General features: G+C 66.4%; 11 protein-coding genes and 1 pseudogene. 6 read left to right on the top strand and 6 right to left on the bottom strand.

What is annotated here, in order from left to right; translation table 11 throughout:
• Window positions 1-54 precede the first annotated feature (54 nt).
• Genes ACIGKQ_RS14085 through ACIGKQ_RS14075 form a run of 3 tightly spaced genes read right to left on the bottom strand, consistent with a single transcriptional unit; the run spans window position 55 to window position 2,775 of the window.
• On the bottom strand, window positions 55-1,893 hold the full coding sequence (locus tag ACIGKQ_RS14085) for a hypothetical protein (protein WP_396574115.1): 1,839 nt from the start codon (window positions 1,891-1,893) through the stop codon (window positions 55-57).
• 42 nt (window positions 1,894-1,935) lie between these two features.
• Entirely contained in the window at window positions 1,936-2,592 is a 657-nt protein-coding gene (locus tag ACIGKQ_RS14080) for a PaaI family thioesterase (RefSeq protein WP_235724892.1), read from the bottom strand.
• A gap of 24 nt (window positions 2,593-2,616) precedes the next feature.
• Window positions 2,617-2,775 carry a hypothetical protein gene (locus ACIGKQ_RS14075; RefSeq protein ID WP_396574113.1) on the bottom strand — a complete coding sequence of 53 codons (159 nt, stop codon included), beginning with the start codon at window positions 2,773-2,775 and terminating at the stop codon, window positions 2,617-2,619.
• Window positions 2,776-2,904: 129 nt separating this feature from the next.
• Here ACIGKQ_RS14075 and ACIGKQ_RS14070 point away from each other — a divergent pair.
• Window positions 2,905-3,758: pseudogene (locus ACIGKQ_RS14070) on the top strand (enoyl-CoA hydratase-related protein).
• A gap of 62 nt (window positions 3,759-3,820) precedes the next feature.
• On the opposite strand, the gene ACIGKQ_RS14065 reads toward ACIGKQ_RS14070, so the two are convergent.
• From ACIGKQ_RS14065 to ACIGKQ_RS14055, 3 genes are read right to left on the bottom strand one after another with little or no spacing between them, the layout of a single operon-like run.
• On the bottom strand, window positions 3,821-5,098 hold the full coding sequence (locus ACIGKQ_RS14065; protein ID WP_235724894.1) for a GNAT family N-acetyltransferase: 1,278 nt from the start codon (window positions 5,096-5,098) through the stop codon (window positions 3,821-3,823).
• A gap of 4 nt (window positions 5,099-5,102) precedes the next feature.
• Window positions 5,103-6,641 (bottom strand): oligosaccharide flippase family protein, encoded by a 1,539-nt coding sequence (locus ACIGKQ_RS14060; RefSeq protein ID WP_235724895.1) that lies wholly within the window; start codon window positions 6,639-6,641, stop codon window positions 5,103-5,105.
• Window positions 6,642-6,683: 42 nt separating this feature from the next.
• On the bottom strand, window positions 6,684-8,048 hold the full coding sequence (locus ACIGKQ_RS14055) for a polysaccharide pyruvyl transferase family protein (RefSeq protein ID WP_268900427.1): 1,365 nt from the start codon (window positions 8,046-8,048) through the stop codon (window positions 6,684-6,686).
• A 208-nt stretch (window positions 8,049-8,256) separates the two neighbouring features.
• Here ACIGKQ_RS14055 and ACIGKQ_RS14050 point away from each other — a divergent pair, with 208 nt between their 5' ends.
• From ACIGKQ_RS14050 to ACIGKQ_RS14030, 5 genes are read left to right on the top strand one after another with little or no spacing between them, the layout of a single operon-like run.
• Window positions 8,257-9,678 (top strand): hypothetical protein, encoded by a 1,422-nt coding sequence (locus ACIGKQ_RS14050; protein WP_235724897.1) that lies wholly within the window; start codon window positions 8,257-8,259, stop codon window positions 9,676-9,678.
• A 10-nt stretch (window positions 9,679-9,688) separates the two neighbouring features.
• Complete coding sequence (locus ACIGKQ_RS14045; RefSeq protein ID WP_396574110.1) at window positions 9,689-11,206, top strand: O-antigen ligase family protein; 1,518 nt, start codon at window positions 9,689-9,691, stop codon at window positions 11,204-11,206.
• Entirely contained in the window at window positions 11,193-12,269 is a 1,077-nt protein-coding gene (locus ACIGKQ_RS14040; RefSeq protein WP_235724899.1) for a glycosyltransferase family 4 protein, read from the top strand. The genes ACIGKQ_RS14045 and ACIGKQ_RS14040 overlap by 14 nt, the downstream gene beginning before the upstream one ends.
• On the top strand, window positions 12,266-14,563 hold the full coding sequence (locus ACIGKQ_RS14035; RefSeq protein WP_235724900.1) for a glycosyltransferase: 2,298 nt from the start codon (window positions 12,266-12,268) through the stop codon (window positions 14,561-14,563). Before ACIGKQ_RS14040 ends, ACIGKQ_RS14035 begins: the two co-directional genes overlap by 4 nt.
• Window positions 14,564-14,567: 4 nt before the next feature.
• Complete coding sequence (locus tag ACIGKQ_RS14030) at window positions 14,568-15,770, top strand: glycosyltransferase family 4 protein (RefSeq protein WP_235724901.1); 1,203 nt, start codon at window positions 14,568-14,570, stop codon at window positions 15,768-15,770.
• The last annotated feature ends 12 nt before the right edge of the window (window positions 15,771-15,782 follow it).

Genomic DNA, 15,782 nt, shown 5'->3' with positions numbered 1-15,782 from the left:
AACACCACCTTGTGATGAAAGCAAGGTGATGTTTCCGGAGTGGGGTGGCTGGTGTCAGACCCGCGTCAGCGGCGGCAGATCGTCCTGCGGCAGGTTGTCGATGGCGGTCACCACGGTGTCCGAGCCGGTGCCCTGGGCCACGAAACTGCCGTAGAGGCGCGGCTTTCCGTCGTCCGGCCCGCCGACGACGCGCTCACCCTGCACCGAGGTGAGGGCATAGCCACCCTCGTCGAGTTCGATGGTGTGCGCACCGCCGGCCGGCACCACGTAGAAGTCCGTCTGGGGCACCAAGTTTCGGTCGGCGGTACCGCTGAACACGATGATCGCGATGTCGGCGTCGCTGTCGTTGTGGATGGTCACACCGCTCGCATCGGTGGAGTAGTAGACGCCGTCCACGGCGCCGTCGGCGCCCACTGCGTCAAGTGGCCACAGGATGCCGGTCGCCAGCCCCTCGGACGGATCCCAGAACTTGTTGTCGGGGTCGACGACGGGTTGATCAGCGTCACGGATGGCGCCACCGAACGGGTTGAAGTTCTGGCTCAGCGTCGAATCGTCCTGCACCACAACCATTCCGTAGATGATCGCGCGGCCTTCTGCGTCCCGCTCCCCCTGCACCACGTATCCCGAGATGTCGCCACTGGCGTCGATGGTCGTCGACTGTCCGGCCGGCACCACATACAGCCCGTCGCCGTGCGGCACGTTGTACTGATCCACCGCGATCACCGCGACATCGGTGTCGCCGGTGTTGGTGAACGTGATGGTGTCGGCGTCCGCGTCGTAGGTGTAGCTGACGTCGTCGGCGTCGGCGATGCGATAGTTGTCGCCGATCAGCACCTGGAAGTCGGACGGATCGTAGAAACGGTTGTCCGGGTCGATCATCCACCACTGCAGCCGCGCGGTGAGCACGTCGAAGGCCTGCGCGATCAGCGAGTCGTCGGTGTCGTCGACGGCCGGGATGGTGCCAGCCGGGTCGACCAGGGGGCCGACGACACTGGCGGCGGGCACCGTGACCCGATCCCCGGGATTCAACAGCCCGAGCAGGTCGCTGCCGTCACCGCGGCTGCGACGCAGGAAGGCACCACCCGCGGCGAGGCTCTGGTTGAGGAAGATCAGCCCACCGGCTCCGACGTCGCCGGCGAAACCGTAGAACGCGCCCGGACGCGGCCTCTGCTGCTCGGGCTGCTCCGAGTCCGCGGCCGCCGACACCGCAGCAGCGGTGCCCGGCTCGCCGAAGACCTCGCCGATCACCCGCGCCGCCTCATCACCTACCGCGTCCTCACCTAGTGCGCCGTCACCTTCCGCGTCGTCCGTCGGGGCTTCATCGGTGGCCGCGCGGTGACGTCCCGTCGCAGGCTCGTCGGCGCGATGGCGTCCGGTCGGCTCGTCATCCGCGCGATGGCCCGACGGCCACGACCAGGTCGGGACGGTTCGCGCGGTGGTCGGGTCGTCGACCTCGGTAGACCAGGTTTCCGTCGCGGAGTCCGGCGCCTCGGCGGGCTCGGACGTCTCCGGAGCCGCGGTCTCCGACGGAGGCTGCGTGGTTCCGGTGGTCTCTTCGGACGGCGCCGACTCGTCGTCATCCGTGGTTTCTGTGGTAGCACCGTCGGACTCCCCGGCCGGCGGTGCGGTGGTCTCGGTCGGCTCCCCACTTCCCGAGTCCCCTGCTCCTGACTCCCCGGTACCCGGCGGTGCAGTGGTGGAGGGGGAAGTCGTGGAGGGGGCCGTCGTGGAGGTGGCGCTGGCCGCACCGTCGTCGGCGCTCGGGGATGCCGGTTCGGTGCCGGTGAGTTCGTCGGCAACCGCGGCCCCGACGGGCGCGGCCATCAGCAACGCGGCGGCGATCCCGGAGGAGGCGACGATGACCCGAGTTCGTCGGACTCTCTTGACTGACATACCGGTGGATCGCTCGCCGATGCCGGATCGTTACCGAAACCGCTACTGCTGCCCCGGATTCAGCTTGATGAACAGGGCATCCATCTCGGCACACAACCGATCGCCGTCGTGCAGGGTGCCCTTGATGAACACCTTGCGCCCGTCCACTTTCTCGGCCCAGGTATGCGCCTGCAGCGGCGTGTTGAGCGGGGTGATCGACCGGTACTGCACGGTGAGATAGGCCGTGCGACTGACACCCTGGATGGCCACCGCCGAGGCGTAACCGCCCAGGTCGTCGAAGGCGACGGCCACGTGACCACCGTGCGCGGCCTTGTTGCCGCCGAGGTGGAAGTCACGGAAGGTGACCGACGCGAACACACCGTCGTCGTTGACCTCGGTCACCTCGAACGGGGGCAGCGTGATGTTGCCGCGCGCCGGGAGGTCGATCCGGGTGCCCGACGGCGAATGCCACTCGTCGATGCGGACGGCGGCGAGCTTGGCGTTGATCTTCTCCAGGTCGGCGATCAGTTCGTCGGCCAGCTCCGGGGTCGGGCAGGCGTAGCGGACGTTGTCCATCAGAGTGCGCGCCTGCTCGCTGAACTCGCCGTAGCGGGGGCCGCCACGCTCGGTGGTGATGGCGGTGTGCGCCCGGAACCCGCCTTCGTGCGGGTCCTCCTCGATCTCGGTGGTCGACTCCGGGCTGGTTGAACCGTCACTCATGAACCAACCGTATAGAACGGCCGTTCACCCGTCGCGACGTGATCCCGGAGGGTCGGCGTGCGGGATGGGCTCGGGCTTCTCGTTGCGGTCGCGCAGCCGTACCGAACGGCCGATCACCAGAGCAAGCACCACCGCCACCGTGACCCACACGGTGAGGATGATCGCGACGATGATCCAGCCCACGTGTCCAGGATGCCACGATCGCGGCAGAAACCCCGCCGACTAGGGCATATCCGTCGATACCACTGCGGTCACGATCCGCAGAAGGGCGTCGAGACACAGCTCACGGACCCGACCACTTAGGCTCGATTCATGACTGACGCCGGTTCCGCGACCTCCCAGAACCCGTTCGATCCCACCCAATGGGCTCCGGTGCCGGGTTTCGACGAACTCACCGACATCACCTACCACCGGCATGTCGGCGAAGGCCGCCGGCACGGGATCGTGCGCGTCGCCTTCGACCGGCCGGAGATCCGCAACGCGTTCCGCCCGCACACCGTCGACGAGCTGTACCGGACGCTGGATCATGCGCGGCGCTCCCCCGACGTCGGCACGGTGCTGCTCACCGGCAACGGCCCGAGCCCCCGCGACGGCGGGTGAGCGTTCTGCAGCGGCGGCGGGTGGCTACACATCCTGGAGGTGCAGCGCCTCATCCGGACCTTGCGCAAGGTGATCATCGCGGTGGTCAACGGTTTGAGCCGCAGGAGGCGGCCACTCGTTGCACGCCGTGTGCAACCTCAATCTGGCCGCACGGGAACGCGCCCGGTTCAAGCAGGCCGACGCCGACGTCCGGGTCCTTCGACGCGGGCTACGGCAGCGCCTACCTCGCCGCGCAGGTGGGACAGGAGTTCGCCCGGGAGATCTTCTTCTTCGGCGAGGCGAATGACGCCGAGACGATGCACCAGATGGGTGCGGTCAATCGAGTCGTCGACCATGCCGACCGCGTGGCGACGGCCATCGAACAGGAATGCACGATCAACGGCAAATCACCCACCGCGCAGCGGATGCTGAAGTTCGCGCTCAACCTCACCGACGACGGCCTGATAGGCCAGCGGGTGTTCGCGGGTGAGGCCACCCGCCTGGCGTACATGACCGATGAGGCCGCGGAGAGCCAGGATGCATTCCTGCAGAAGGGATCTCCTGATTTGGGATGCGTGTCCATCTAGACTGACGGGACGGGCGCTACTCCAGACCCACGGTTGCGAACGTCCTCGCGTCCTGACGTCGATCAGACGATCAGCCGTGGTGCGCCGTTGCCTCGATCGACCGGGCCACCCCACGCGGACTTCGTGACCGCCCAGAGCTCATGATCCCCACGTCGTCCCTGCGAGTCGACGACGCTGTGCAGCTTGCCTTCGCGCAGGAGGCCGACGTACTCGAGGGCGACGGCGATCCGCTGATCGTCAACGGGCACGGCGACGCAGACGCGCAACATCCCGGCGACCTCGAAGGCGTAGGAAAGCAACTCGGCTGTCACCATTCCCGCGATCTCAGAAGTTGTCTCGCCCAGCGGCTCGAGAGACAAGTCTGCGGTGGCCCACGGCCGGTGCAACAGGTGAATCTCGCACCGCATCACAGGGACCCCGTCGACCTCCGCGAGGAGCCCCGTCGACGGCAACGATGATGGTGAATCGTGACGGGCGCGCACCTCGCGCCGCAAGACCACGGGTGAGCCGGGGGACGTCCGGATCTGCAGGCTCTCGAGCTGACGCCGCCGTGCCCGACCGGCACGCCAGTCCCAGATGACGTGGCGGATCGACTCCGAGAACCAGATCGGAAAATGCACCAGCATATCCCGCATATGCCCCTGGACGGATACCGGAGTCAATGCCCCGATGTCGGTGTCAGCGAAGTGCGCGAGCCAATAATCGGCATACCCACCGTCAGGCATCCTGTCGCGGGTCGCCGCCCACAGTTGATGGTCCCGCCGACGACCTCCCGCATCGAAGGACTCGCGCATCACCGCTTCGCGGTACATTCCTCCCTTTGCCACGCTGCGCAGAGCGGGTTCGTTGTCCACGCAGATGGGCGCCGTGACACGATCTAGATCTTCGGAGTTCATCATGTGATCGACGAGCATCGCACTCGCAAGGCCACTCACCCCCTCGTGCGCCAGCTCCGAATCGACCCACACGCCCAACTCGCCCGACCGGGTGCGGTGATCAAGCGCGCTGATCGCGCACTGCCCGGCCAGCCGCCCATCTACTTCGATCACGAGTGATACGGCATGGCTGCGGCCGGCTGCCTTGCGCTGCTCGATGCATTCTCGAATCCAACGGCGCTTGGTGTGCCTGTCTGCCCACTCGAGATCCGACGACACCCAGAACGGCTCGATGTACCGGCGATCGCGCAACCGTACTCGACGCCACTTAGCGTAGTCACCGAACTGCGGCTGGCGCAGCACCACTTTCCGCCCACGCACGATCCGTGGGCCCAACCGAAGCCTCGACAGATCCGATCCAGCCCTCCGGTCGCGGAGCGCGGCCGCCACCTCGCGCATCATCATCACCTCACACCCGCCGACGTAGCTGTCCGAGACCCGTCCCGAGAGTCTTGAAGATCACCCGGACGACGGACGGTTCCACGACTGCCAGCGCAGCTAGGTAGACCGCACCGAACACAAGGGTGTCCACTGCCAGATACCCGACACCCAGTAGTACGCCACGCGAATCGGATTGCAGGACAAAGTGCTCCAACGCTGCGCAGGCGGCCGTAGCCACCACCGCGCAAGGCACCTGCGGCACGACGGCCGCACCGAACTCCTGCAGCGAGAAACCGACCACCGGCTTCGCCAACGCTGCCACCGTTGCTCCGACGAGCAAGGCGGTCACCGACGCCGCGAGTCCCGCACCGACCACCCCGAACGGACCGATGAAAACGAGCAGCAACACGATTCCGAGCGTCACCTCGACCGCGGTATACCAGTTCAGCAGACCGGTACGCCCACCACCCTTGATCGCCTCCTCGCTTACCGAGATGATCGCCTTTCCAAATCCCAGACCCGCCATCGCCACGACGACCGCACCGGCTTCTCGCCACTGTTCCCCGAATAGGATGACCACCGCGGGTTGTCCGAGCGCGATCATGAGTCCGCTGAGCGCGGCGGCTCCGACCGTCGCCCACCGCAATGCGCGCAGATAGGCCGGCTTCATCCGCTCGGGCTCCGCGGAGATTCGCGAGAATGCAGGAAACAACGCGACCGCACCGACCTCGAGGATCGCCCGGACCGGGATCATCGAGATGCGCTGCCCGTACCGGAAATACCCCAGATCCGTCTCACTGAGTCCGCGACCGACGACGACCGCTTCGAGGAGCGATTGCACACGGGCACCGATCATCCCGAACACCAGGGGCAAGCCATAGCGGGCGAGTTCGCGCCACAGCGTGACCGAGACGTGTCCTCGGCCGGGTCGCCAATCGGAGATCAACCAGACCGTCGCCACCCAGACGACGTACGACGCGTAGATCCCGGCGACCATACTCCACACACCCCAGCCCGCCGCGGCCGCCGAAACGGCCACGGTGGCGTAGGCCGCGGCGACGCTGGGGCCGACGATGAGCCGCCGCTTGACACTGAATTCCCGCTGCAGCATGGCCTCGGGAACGTTGGTGAAGGAGTACAGGAACAGCACCCCCGACGATGCTGCGGCGACCAGCCCGACCTCGCCGTTGTCGAAGACCAGTCCGATCACCGGGGATACAGCCAGCGTCAGCAGGCTCATCAGGAAACCCGAAACCGCAGTGACCCAGAAGACGGTCTCCGCCGAGTCGATCAGTTTGTCGTCCCGGTGAATGAGCGCCGAACGCAGGCCGCCTTCGACGAAGTTGCCGAGGAACAGCGCGAGGACCGTGCCGGCCACGAAGACGCCGACCTCGGCAGGGGACAGCAGGCGCGCCAACGCGATCGTCTGGACGAAGGTGATCAGCTCGCCGACCACGAGCGCGACCGCGGAAGCCGCAGCGACGTTGCCGATATTGCGCCGCAGCGACGAGCCCTCCGACTCGGCTTCTGGGCCGTGCGGGTCGTTGTGCTCCGATGACCTGGTCAAGTCGCTGTTCCTGTGTGTTCACTCGGCGGGTACATGCCGCGGCTACCGTCTGGCCGGACGGCGGTTCTCGACCAGGTGATACACCCGCTCGAAACCCTCCCGGCTCGTGTCCACCTGTGCGCGGGCCCTTTCCCGCAGCGACTCTCGAACGCGCGAAGCGCTGTCCCAGGCTTCCGCTATCGCGCAGGACAACACGCCCTCCAGATTCGGCTCACGCAGATCTACCACCTGCATGCCGCCACCGAACATGTCGCACAAGCCCAGGAACTTGTCGTCGTAGTACTGCGATGCCGTCAAGGCCACTACCGGGATGCCTTGCGACAGTGCGAAAACCGCGAGGTGGTAGGCCCCCGTGACCACCACCCGACACCGTGATACACGTTCGGCGACCACCTCGGGAGCCACGTATTTTCCCGGTGGCGTCGTCTGGGGAGAATAACCCCTGACCAGCGGGAGCGTGGATCGGCGATCCTGACGACGGTATTCGGCGATAATCAACGGGGCCAAGGCCGCGCCGCGCACGCGAGCCGATTCGCGTACCACCGCGCCGACGGTCTGCTGGATGTCGTCGGAGATCGGTGAGTAGCCGGCGACCCGCAGGCACAACCCGATCTCCGCGCCGAGACCAACAGATCTGATGCGGTAAGCCAATTCGATCGCATCGTCGCCGGTGACCGATACGCGGTCCGATGAAACGTCGAGTGACTCCAGCAACACGGGACCCTGCAGCTTCTCCCGCAACGCGATGACGTCGACGACGGACAACACCTCGGTGGCCCGGGTGCGAAGCACCGGGTCGTCCAGTGGCCCCATCCCCTGCCCCACCATTGCCACCGGGACAGCGTGACGGTGAGCGTGCTCGATCAAGTTGAACACCCGCCGCGTCTGGGCCGCGTCCACATCAGCGAGATAGCCGCCACCCATCACCAGCAGCAGCGAAGCGCTCTCGACGGCCGCGAAGGAGCCCCTGGTCACGGGCTTGCGGGGAGGGGTCGGCGGGGCCGGCGTGTCATCGCCGATCAGGGCCCGCCATCGAATCAACGCGCGACGACGAGCTCCGCGCGCCTTCTGCGGAAACCACACCCGTGCACGCAACCAGGCCAACATCGGTGGCCCCACCCACTGCGGGCCGGCGATGACCGCAGCCCTCTCGACCAGGGTCGATGGCGACCAAGGCGCCTTGTCACCGACAGTGATCGCCTCGGCATTCGGAAAATACGCCCGCAACAACGCGGGAGCGTCGGTGAGGACCGCGATCCGCGCCGCGGGCCATCGTTCGCGCAACCGATCGATGGTCACCTGCATCATGGCCAGGTCACCGTTGTTACGGAGCCAGTATTCACTATTCTCGACGAGGATCCGGAGATCCTGACCCCTTGCCCGGGTTGCAGTTTCGGCTTCTGCCATCAGTAGTACCCCATCGTGCGAGCTACACCTTGTCCGGCCTCGTCCCGGCTGACATCACAAGCCGTTGGCGGTACACGTTGGTCCGACGTGGGCTTCACTGTACTGGACAGGACGTAGACTACGGCGGATACGTTAGCAATCTCGCCTCGGCAGACCCGGGGCGACGGGTGATCTACGGGCGCGGGGGCCTGTCGAAGGGATGACGCGGATGGCGACCAGTACACTCGGCGTTCAACTTGATCGGCTGCGCAGGCGGTGGTGGGTCGTCGCCGTCGTCCTGCTGTTGTTTCTCACCGCGGGAATCATTTCCGCGGTGAGGGCCGACACCACCTACAGCAGCCGGGCAACCCTGGCTGTGGTCTCCCAGACGCGCGCTCCCGAGCAGGACGCCATGCTGGCCCACGGTTACACAGACTTCTTCAACCAGCCCGAGAACCAATCGATTCTGCGACAGATCGCGGACGTTCCGGACAACGTGACGCTGACCGCAGTGGTGGCTGCGCCCAGTCCACTGATCTACATCACCGCGAGCTCGTCGTCGTCGGGCGACGTCGAATCCGCCGCGGCAGACGCTGCCGTCGCGCTCCGGGACACGGTCAACGATGCTCTTCGAGCCAGTCGCGCCGACGCCATCGCGGAAGTCCGCCGTCCGCTCGACGACATTCGCGAAACGAACGGAGTGGTCCCCCAGCAAGCACTGATCCAGATGGAAGACCGAATCAGCCAGATCAACGCCGACACCACGAACCAGATCGAGATCATCGAACTGCAATCGAGCGTGTCGTCCTCGAAACCGAATCTTGGTACGACACTGGGGCTCGCCGTGCTGGCCGGACTCGTGGTCGGCTGTGGTTTCGCTTTGGCGTGGGGCGCGCTGTCGCGCCGCGTCGGTTCCGGCCCCGAATTGGAGCTCCGGACCGGCATCGAGGTCCTCGGCCAACTTCCGCCCGACCACGACGTCGACGACGACCCACGCTTCGGGCAGCTTGCCAACGCGATCACCGGGCTCGACAAGTATCCCCGATCTCTGGTGATGGCGGCGCCCCGCGAGCGACCGGCGGTCGAGAGCACCGTCGGACGCATCGCAACGGAACTCACGGATACGGGACTGCGGGTGGTTGTCGTCGACCACGCCCGCGCCTCCGAACCGGGTGCCGGCGCGTGGTCCGCGGTCACGGTGGAGACAATTCGCCCGGACTCGGACATCACCAGCAGCCGTCCGGTGAATCGTTACCATCTCCGTGAGCTGCTGGACTCGCTGACCGAACGCGCCGACCTCGTGCTGATAACTGCACCCCCACTGGTCGAGTCGGCGACGGCGCAGAGCATCTGCGCCGAAGCCGATGGGACACTGCTGGTGGCCGAAGAGTCGGTCACCGCGCTCGCCGACGTGCGCACCGCCCAGCGGCTCTGTCGACAGGCAGGAGGCGACATCCTGGGTGCCGTCCTGATCGAGACCCCCCGCAGAACAATCCGGTCCGGCCGGCTCTCCACCTTGGTCCAACGACGCCACGCCTCCCCGGAGAACGCCTCGGAATCCGCGACCGACTCCGGGGCGGGGCATGAAGCGCCCGCCACCCCACCTGCCGTCGGGAGCGCCGTTGACCACGGCACGGCCAAGACCCGCTAGGCACGCGGTCGTGCACTCGGTCCGGCCGGCCACTCAGAACCTGCTGCCGATCGGCGCGGCGATCGTCGCCAGCATCTCGGTGGCGGTGGCGGTGGTCCTCGCGACCTCGCAGGGGTCGGCCGACCTGCTGGCGTTTGCCGCGCTCGTCCTCGTTGCCGTGGCCCTGATCGGGCTCGGCCTGCACAGCCCGCGTGTGGCGGTGGTCTATCTACTCTTCACCACGTTCTTCCGGCTCGCACTCACACCGTACTTCCCCGTGGACCCGTTCCTCATCGCGTTCGCCGGACTCGTGACCTCCTACCTCATCTGGCTGTCCGTGCGTCCGCACGCACTGCCTCGGCTGGGATGGCTCGAGGGCTTCATGGTGCTGTACTTCCTCTGGAACGTGTACTCCATGTTCGCCCCCCACGAATTGGGAGCGGTGTACCCACTCAGCGGCGAGACACTCTCCGTGTACCGCTTCATCCTCACCGGCACGCTGATGCCGTTCACCATGTACCTCATCGGGCGCAGCATCTACGACACCGAACGCGCGGTGCGGGTTCTGCTCTGGTCGGTGTCGGTGTTCTCCCTGTACTGCGCAGCCGTGAGCATCTTGCAGTTTCGCGCCCCGGGACTCGTCTGGCCCCGCTACATCGTCGAAGCACCCAACTGGCCGGGCCGGGCCAACGGTGTGTTCAACCAGCCGGTCGTCAACGGCCTGACTCTCATCGCCGGCTTCGTCGCGACACTGATCCTCATCGAGATGAGCCCACGACTGCCTCGGTGGGCGAAGGTGGTGACGGGGTGCAGTGCCGCGGCCATGGCGTATGCCATCTACCTGACGCACACTCGTGCGATCTGGCTCGCCTTTCTGGTCGTCGTCGTGGTGGGTGTCGCATTCGGCCACCGCATTCGACGAGGCTTCAGCGTGACGCTGCTCGTGATGGTCGGCGGCGCTCTCGCCAATTGGACCGCCTTCACGAGCAGCGACCGCTCGGCCGGCGGTGTGGCGTCCACCAACGAGGTCGACGATCGCCTGAACTCCATGGCCACGTCGTTCTGGGCGGCCGGTCGCGAACCATGGTTCGGTTGGGGAATAGGGCGGTTCACGGCGGTCAACACGGTGCACCATCAGCAGTATTCGCAGGATGTCCCGTGGGCCCGAGGGTACGGGATCTCGTCGCATTTCAACGAGTTGGGGATCCTGGTCGAGCTCGGACTCGTCGGCCTGGTGCTGTGGCTGGCCGTGCTCGTGCTGCTTTTAGTGAAACTCGTACGTGCCGTGCGTGTTTCGCCCCCCGATTCGCTCTGCGGGCGAAACCTCGCTCTCCTGGCGGCGATGATGCTGGGAGTGCTCATCATCGCCGGGTTCACCGTCGACCTCCGGTTCTTCGACTTCCCCACCATCCTCGTCTACCTGCTCGCCGGCGTTGCGGTCGGATGTGCAGAGCGGGCGAACCCACCATCGGCTCAGACGTCCACGCCGGCACCGACAAAGAGCACCGACCATCCGCCAATGAGGGTGACCACCGATGTCCCGACCTGATCGCGGCCGCAGCGCGCTGTGGGTTTCCACCGCAACCACCACCCGCGGTGGGGTGGCGAGCTTCGTCCGGGTCATGCAGACCACCCCGTTGTGGACCGGTTGGCACATCCGACACATCGCCACACATCGCGATGGCTCCATGGCCACGAAGATCGGGGCCTTCCTGCGCGCCTGGGCACAACTGCTGTCGGGCTTTCTGTGGCACCGACCGGATCTCGTCCACATCCACATGGCGTCGTACGGCAGCTTCTACCGAAAGTGCTCGGTGGTGGCATTCGCGCGTCTCATGCGGATCCCGATCGTGCTGCACATCCACGGCAGTGAGTTCCACAGTTTCCACGCCCGGTCGCCACGGCTGACTCGCATCGCCATCAGGGCGAGCCTCGAATGCGCCGACGTCGTCATCGCGCTCGGCGAGACATGGCGTCTGCGCCTCACCGAGATCGCCCCGAAAGCCGACGTGATCGTGGTGGCGAACGCCACCCACATGCACGAGCCGGTGTCCCAACCGCCCGCGGGTAGCCCCGTCGAAGTGTTGTTCCTCGGGCGGATCGGCAACCGAAAGGGCACGTTCGAGTTGATCGACGCCTGGGCAGGGATCGGGCCCGAGCCGCACGAAGCGCACCTGACCATCGCCGGCGACGGCGAGGTCGATCGAGCGCGTGAACTCGTCGACTCGTCGGGCGCGGCGGACACGGTGAGCGTCCGCGGCTGGATGAACGCCGACGAGACACGTGCAGTCCTGTCGCGCTCGCAGATATTCGTCCTTCCTTCGCACAACGAAGGGCAGCCGATGGCGATCCTCGAGGCGATGGCGCACGGGCTCTGCGTCATCGCCACCGACACCGGCGGAATCGCTGATCTACTCGACGGCGGAGACGCCGGCGTGCTCCTGCCCGTGGGAGATCTCCCCGCGCTGGAACGTGCGCTGGAACGCGCAATCACCGACGCCGACGACCGCGCTGCTGTTGCCGGGCGAGGCTTCCGGCGCGCAAGCGACGAGTTCGATGCGGTGAAGGTGTCCGGCAGGTTGGACGAGATCTATCGGAAGGTGATCCGATGACCGCGGACCATCGCATACGTGTGCTCTATGTGGTCCCCGATCTGGGTATCGGTGGTGCCGAACGCCACGTCACCACCCTGATGCCGGCGCTGGATCCCGATCGGTTCGATCCGGCCGTGATCTGCATCGGCGACGAGGGCGCGCTCTTCTCGTCGCTGGCACGAGCCCGCGTTCCCGCGCTCGCCCTGCACCGCACCAAACGCCAAGCGCCTGCGGCTCTGCGAGACCTGATTCGTGAGTTCCGACGATTCGATCCCGATGTCGTCATCACCCGCGGTTACAGCGCCGAGGGGCTCGGGCGCATCGCGGCGTTCCTCACACGGGTGCCGGTGTCGATCGTGTGGGTGCACAACTGTGGCGAGACCGAGCCACTCGGACGTCTCCGACGCCTCCTCGATACGGTCCTGGACAAGGCGACCACAGCGTATTTCGGTGTCGCGCGGGCGCAACTTCCGTATCTGGTCGATGAGCGCGGGTATGCGCCGGCCAAGGTGACGATCATCCACAACGGCGTGGACCCCAGCGAGTTCGATCCGCGAGATGATCGCAGCGCCCTGGCGGATGCGGGCGTCGGCGAGGACCACCCGGTTGTCGGCATCGTCGCCGCCATGCGGCCCGAGAAGGACCACACCCTGTTCCTGGAGGCGGCCTCGAAAGTCCTGCAGACCCTGCCGGATGCGCGGTTCGCCCTGGTCGGCGACGGTCCGCTCCGGTCAGATCTCGAACGCCGCGCCCGCGAACTCGGGATCGACGAAGCGGTGGTGTTCACCGGACCGCGATCCGACATCCCCGAGGTGATGCGGGCGATCGACGTCTTGGTGTTGTGCTCCTACACGGTCGAGTGCTTTCCGATGGCCCTGCTCGAGGCGATGGCCGCCGGGCGGCCCGCCGTCTGTACCGATGTGGGCGGGGTCGGGGAGATGGTCGTGCCCGGGCACACGGGATATCTGATCGCACCGCACGATCCGGCCGCACTCGCCGAGCGGTTGATCACCCTGATGTCCGACGCCGACCTCCGGCGCGAGATGGGCTCGTCTGCGCGTCGACGGGTCGAGGACGAGTTCTCGCTGTCGGCGAGTATCGCAGGCACGCAATCGGCGATCACCGAACTCGTGCCGTCGGAGACGAGCACGCCGACGAGCCCACTCGTACTCACCGTGGTACTCGATCTCACCTACGTGGGTGGCGTGGAGAAGTTGCTGCTCAACCTGTTCCGCAGCTTCGACGACGCCGTGGTGGTACCCCGGATCGTCTGCCTGCGGGAGGCCGGGCCGCTGGCCGACGACTTCCGCGCGCACGGGTTCGAGGTCACCGAACTCGACTCCACTCACCGTCGGCGCGGACGCCGCGATCCGCGACGGATCGCCGATCTCGTCGCCGATCTTCGCCGATCGCAGACCGATGTGGTGCTTGTCCCGCATCATCACCGCGCCGCTCTGCTGATCGGACGCCTCGCCGCGCGCGTGGCACGCGTGCCGAACATCGTCGCGGCGCACGACATGGACCTCACGTCCGTCGGCGGACGAGTACTGCCCCGCGCGACGGTGTCGACGCTGTGGCTCTCCGATGCGCTCGTTCTGCTCACACGAGCCCAGGGCGATTACCTCCATCGCGAGGAGGGAGTGGGTCGAACCATCGCGTCGACCACGCGAGAAATTGTGATACCCAACGGCATCCCCATCGGCGAGGCGCCCGGTGCGCAGGCCCGGTTGCGGGCTCGGGAACGCCTCGGTCTGTCACCGGATGATTTCGCGATCGGCATCGTCGCCCGCCTTTCGCCGCAGAAAGCACACGAGGTGCTGTTCACCGCGGTCGCATCGCTTGCCACCGATCACCCCAACACTTGCCTGCTGGTGATCGGCGGGGGCCAGCGTGAATCCGAGTTACGTTCCCTCGCTGCCGATCTCGGTATCGACGAGCAGGTCGCGTTCATCGGCGTGAGAGACGACGTGCCCGACATCCTCCCCGGCCTCGACGTCTCGTGCCTGTCCTCGGTCCACGAAGGTGTGCCAATCATCATGATCGAGTCGATGGCTGCTGGACTGCCGGTCGTGGCCACCGACTGCGGTTCACTGCGCGACCTGATCACCGACGATGACAACGGATACCTCGTACCGGTGAGTGACGCCGAGGCCATGGCCGCCCGGCTCACTCGTCTCGCCGACGACCCGGACCTGCGGGCACGGCTCGGGGCCAACGGCCGACGTCGGGCCCGTACCGAGTTCCCGATCGCGGCCACGGCCCGCGACTACGAACGGCTGCTGGCCGAGCTGACGAACCGAAAGGTGCGCTGAGGCGATGACCCGACACATACTGATCCTGGTCGAGAATCTCTCCGTCCCGTTCGACCGACGGGTGTGGCAGGAGAGCCGAGCACTCAATGATGCGGGCCATCAGGTGAGTGTCATCTGCCCGATGGGCAGCAAGCAGGATCGCGAGGCCGAGGCGAACATCGAGGGCGTCCGGATCCTGCGCTATCCGCTGCGACCGGCCGAAGGTGGTCCGGCCGGCTACGTCCGAGAGTACGGGTTGGCGTTGTGGCACACCACGCGACTGGCCATTCGGCTGCGCCGCGAGGGTTCCATCGACGTCGTACACGCATGTAATCCCCCGGACCTGCTGTTCCTCGTCGCGCTCGTCCTGCGCGTATTCGGGGGCACCAGGTTCGTCTTCGACCAACACGACCTGGTGCCGGAGCTGTTCCGTTCACGATTCACCCGAGGCGGCAAGCTCCTCTACTTCCTGACCAGGGTCACCGAACGGTTGACCTTCGCCTGTGCCGACGGCGTCATCTCGACCAACGAGAGTTACCGCAGGGTCGCGGTCGACCGTGGCGGAGTGTCCCCGGACCGGGTGCGCGTCGTCCGCAGTGCACCCGACCTCGACCGGTTCGTGCCCCGCGATCCCGATCCGAACCTCTTCCGCGGCAAGCAGTATCTGACCGCCTACGTCGGTGTCATGGGTCCGCAGGACGGCGTGGACTACGCGCTGCGCGCACTCAAGCATCTACGTGACGACTTCGACCGCGATGACGTGCACTGCATCTTCATGGGTGGCGGCGATGCCTTCGACGACATGGTCGAGCTCAGTCATCACCTCGGCCTCGACGACATGGTGGAGTTCACGGGCCGAGTCCCCGACGAGTTCCTGCAGCGTTGCCTGTCGACCGCCGACGTCTGTTTGTCACCGGATCCGCGCAACCCGCTCAACGACGTGTCGACGATGAACAAGGTGGTCGAGTACATGGCGATGCGCAGGCCGCTGGTCTCGTTCGAACTCGTCGAGGCCCGGGTGTCCGCCGGCGAGGCGGCCGTTTATGTCGCCGCCAACGACGAGAAGGCGTTCGCCGGCGCGATCGACGAGTTGCTCGGCGATCCGGACCGTCGTGCCCGGATGGGCGATTTCGGGCGTGCACGGGTGGAGCAGGAACTGTCGTGGTCCACATCGCGCAACAACCTCATCGAGTTCTACGACGATTTGTTCACTCGACACGGGCGATGACGGGTCGCTGGT

The organism is Gordonia sp. NPDC062954, from assembly GCF_044543825.1.
Classification (GTDB): Bacteria; Actinomycetota; Actinomycetes; order Mycobacteriales; family Mycobacteriaceae; genus Gordonia; species Gordonia tangerina.
The sequence above is the reverse complement of the archived record's forward strand: the minus strand, read 5'-3'. Positions and strand labels throughout refer to the sequence as shown.

Excerpts from the sequence above, each read along its gene's own strand:
- ACIGKQ_RS14085 (WP_396574115.1), bottom strand. The coding sequence starts at position 1,893 with ATGTCAGTCAAGAGAGTCCGACGAACTCGGGTCATCGTCGCCTCCTCC.
- ACIGKQ_RS14080 (WP_235724892.1), bottom strand. The coding sequence starts at position 2,592 with ATGAGTGACGGTTCAACCAGCCCGGAGTCGACCACCGAGATCGAGGAG.
- ACIGKQ_RS14065 (WP_235724894.1), bottom strand. The coding sequence starts at position 5,098 with ATGATGATGCGCGAGGTGGCGGCCGCGCTCCGCGACCGGAGGGCTGGA.
- ACIGKQ_RS14055 (WP_268900427.1), bottom strand. The coding sequence starts at position 8,048 with ATGGCAGAAGCCGAAACTGCAACCCGGGCAAGGGGTCAGGATCTCCGG.
- ACIGKQ_RS14050 (WP_235724897.1), top strand. The coding sequence starts at position 8,257 with ATGGCGACCAGTACACTCGGCGTTCAACTTGATCGGCTGCGCAGGCGG.
- ACIGKQ_RS14040 (WP_235724899.1), top strand. The coding sequence starts at position 11,193 with ATGTCCCGACCTGATCGCGGCCGCAGCGCGCTGTGGGTTTCCACCGCA.
- ACIGKQ_RS14035 (WP_235724900.1), top strand. The coding sequence starts at position 12,266 with ATGACCGCGGACCATCGCATACGTGTGCTCTATGTGGTCCCCGATCTG.
- ACIGKQ_RS14030 (WP_235724901.1), top strand. The coding sequence starts at position 14,568 with ATGACCCGACACATACTGATCCTGGTCGAGAATCTCTCCGTCCCGTTC.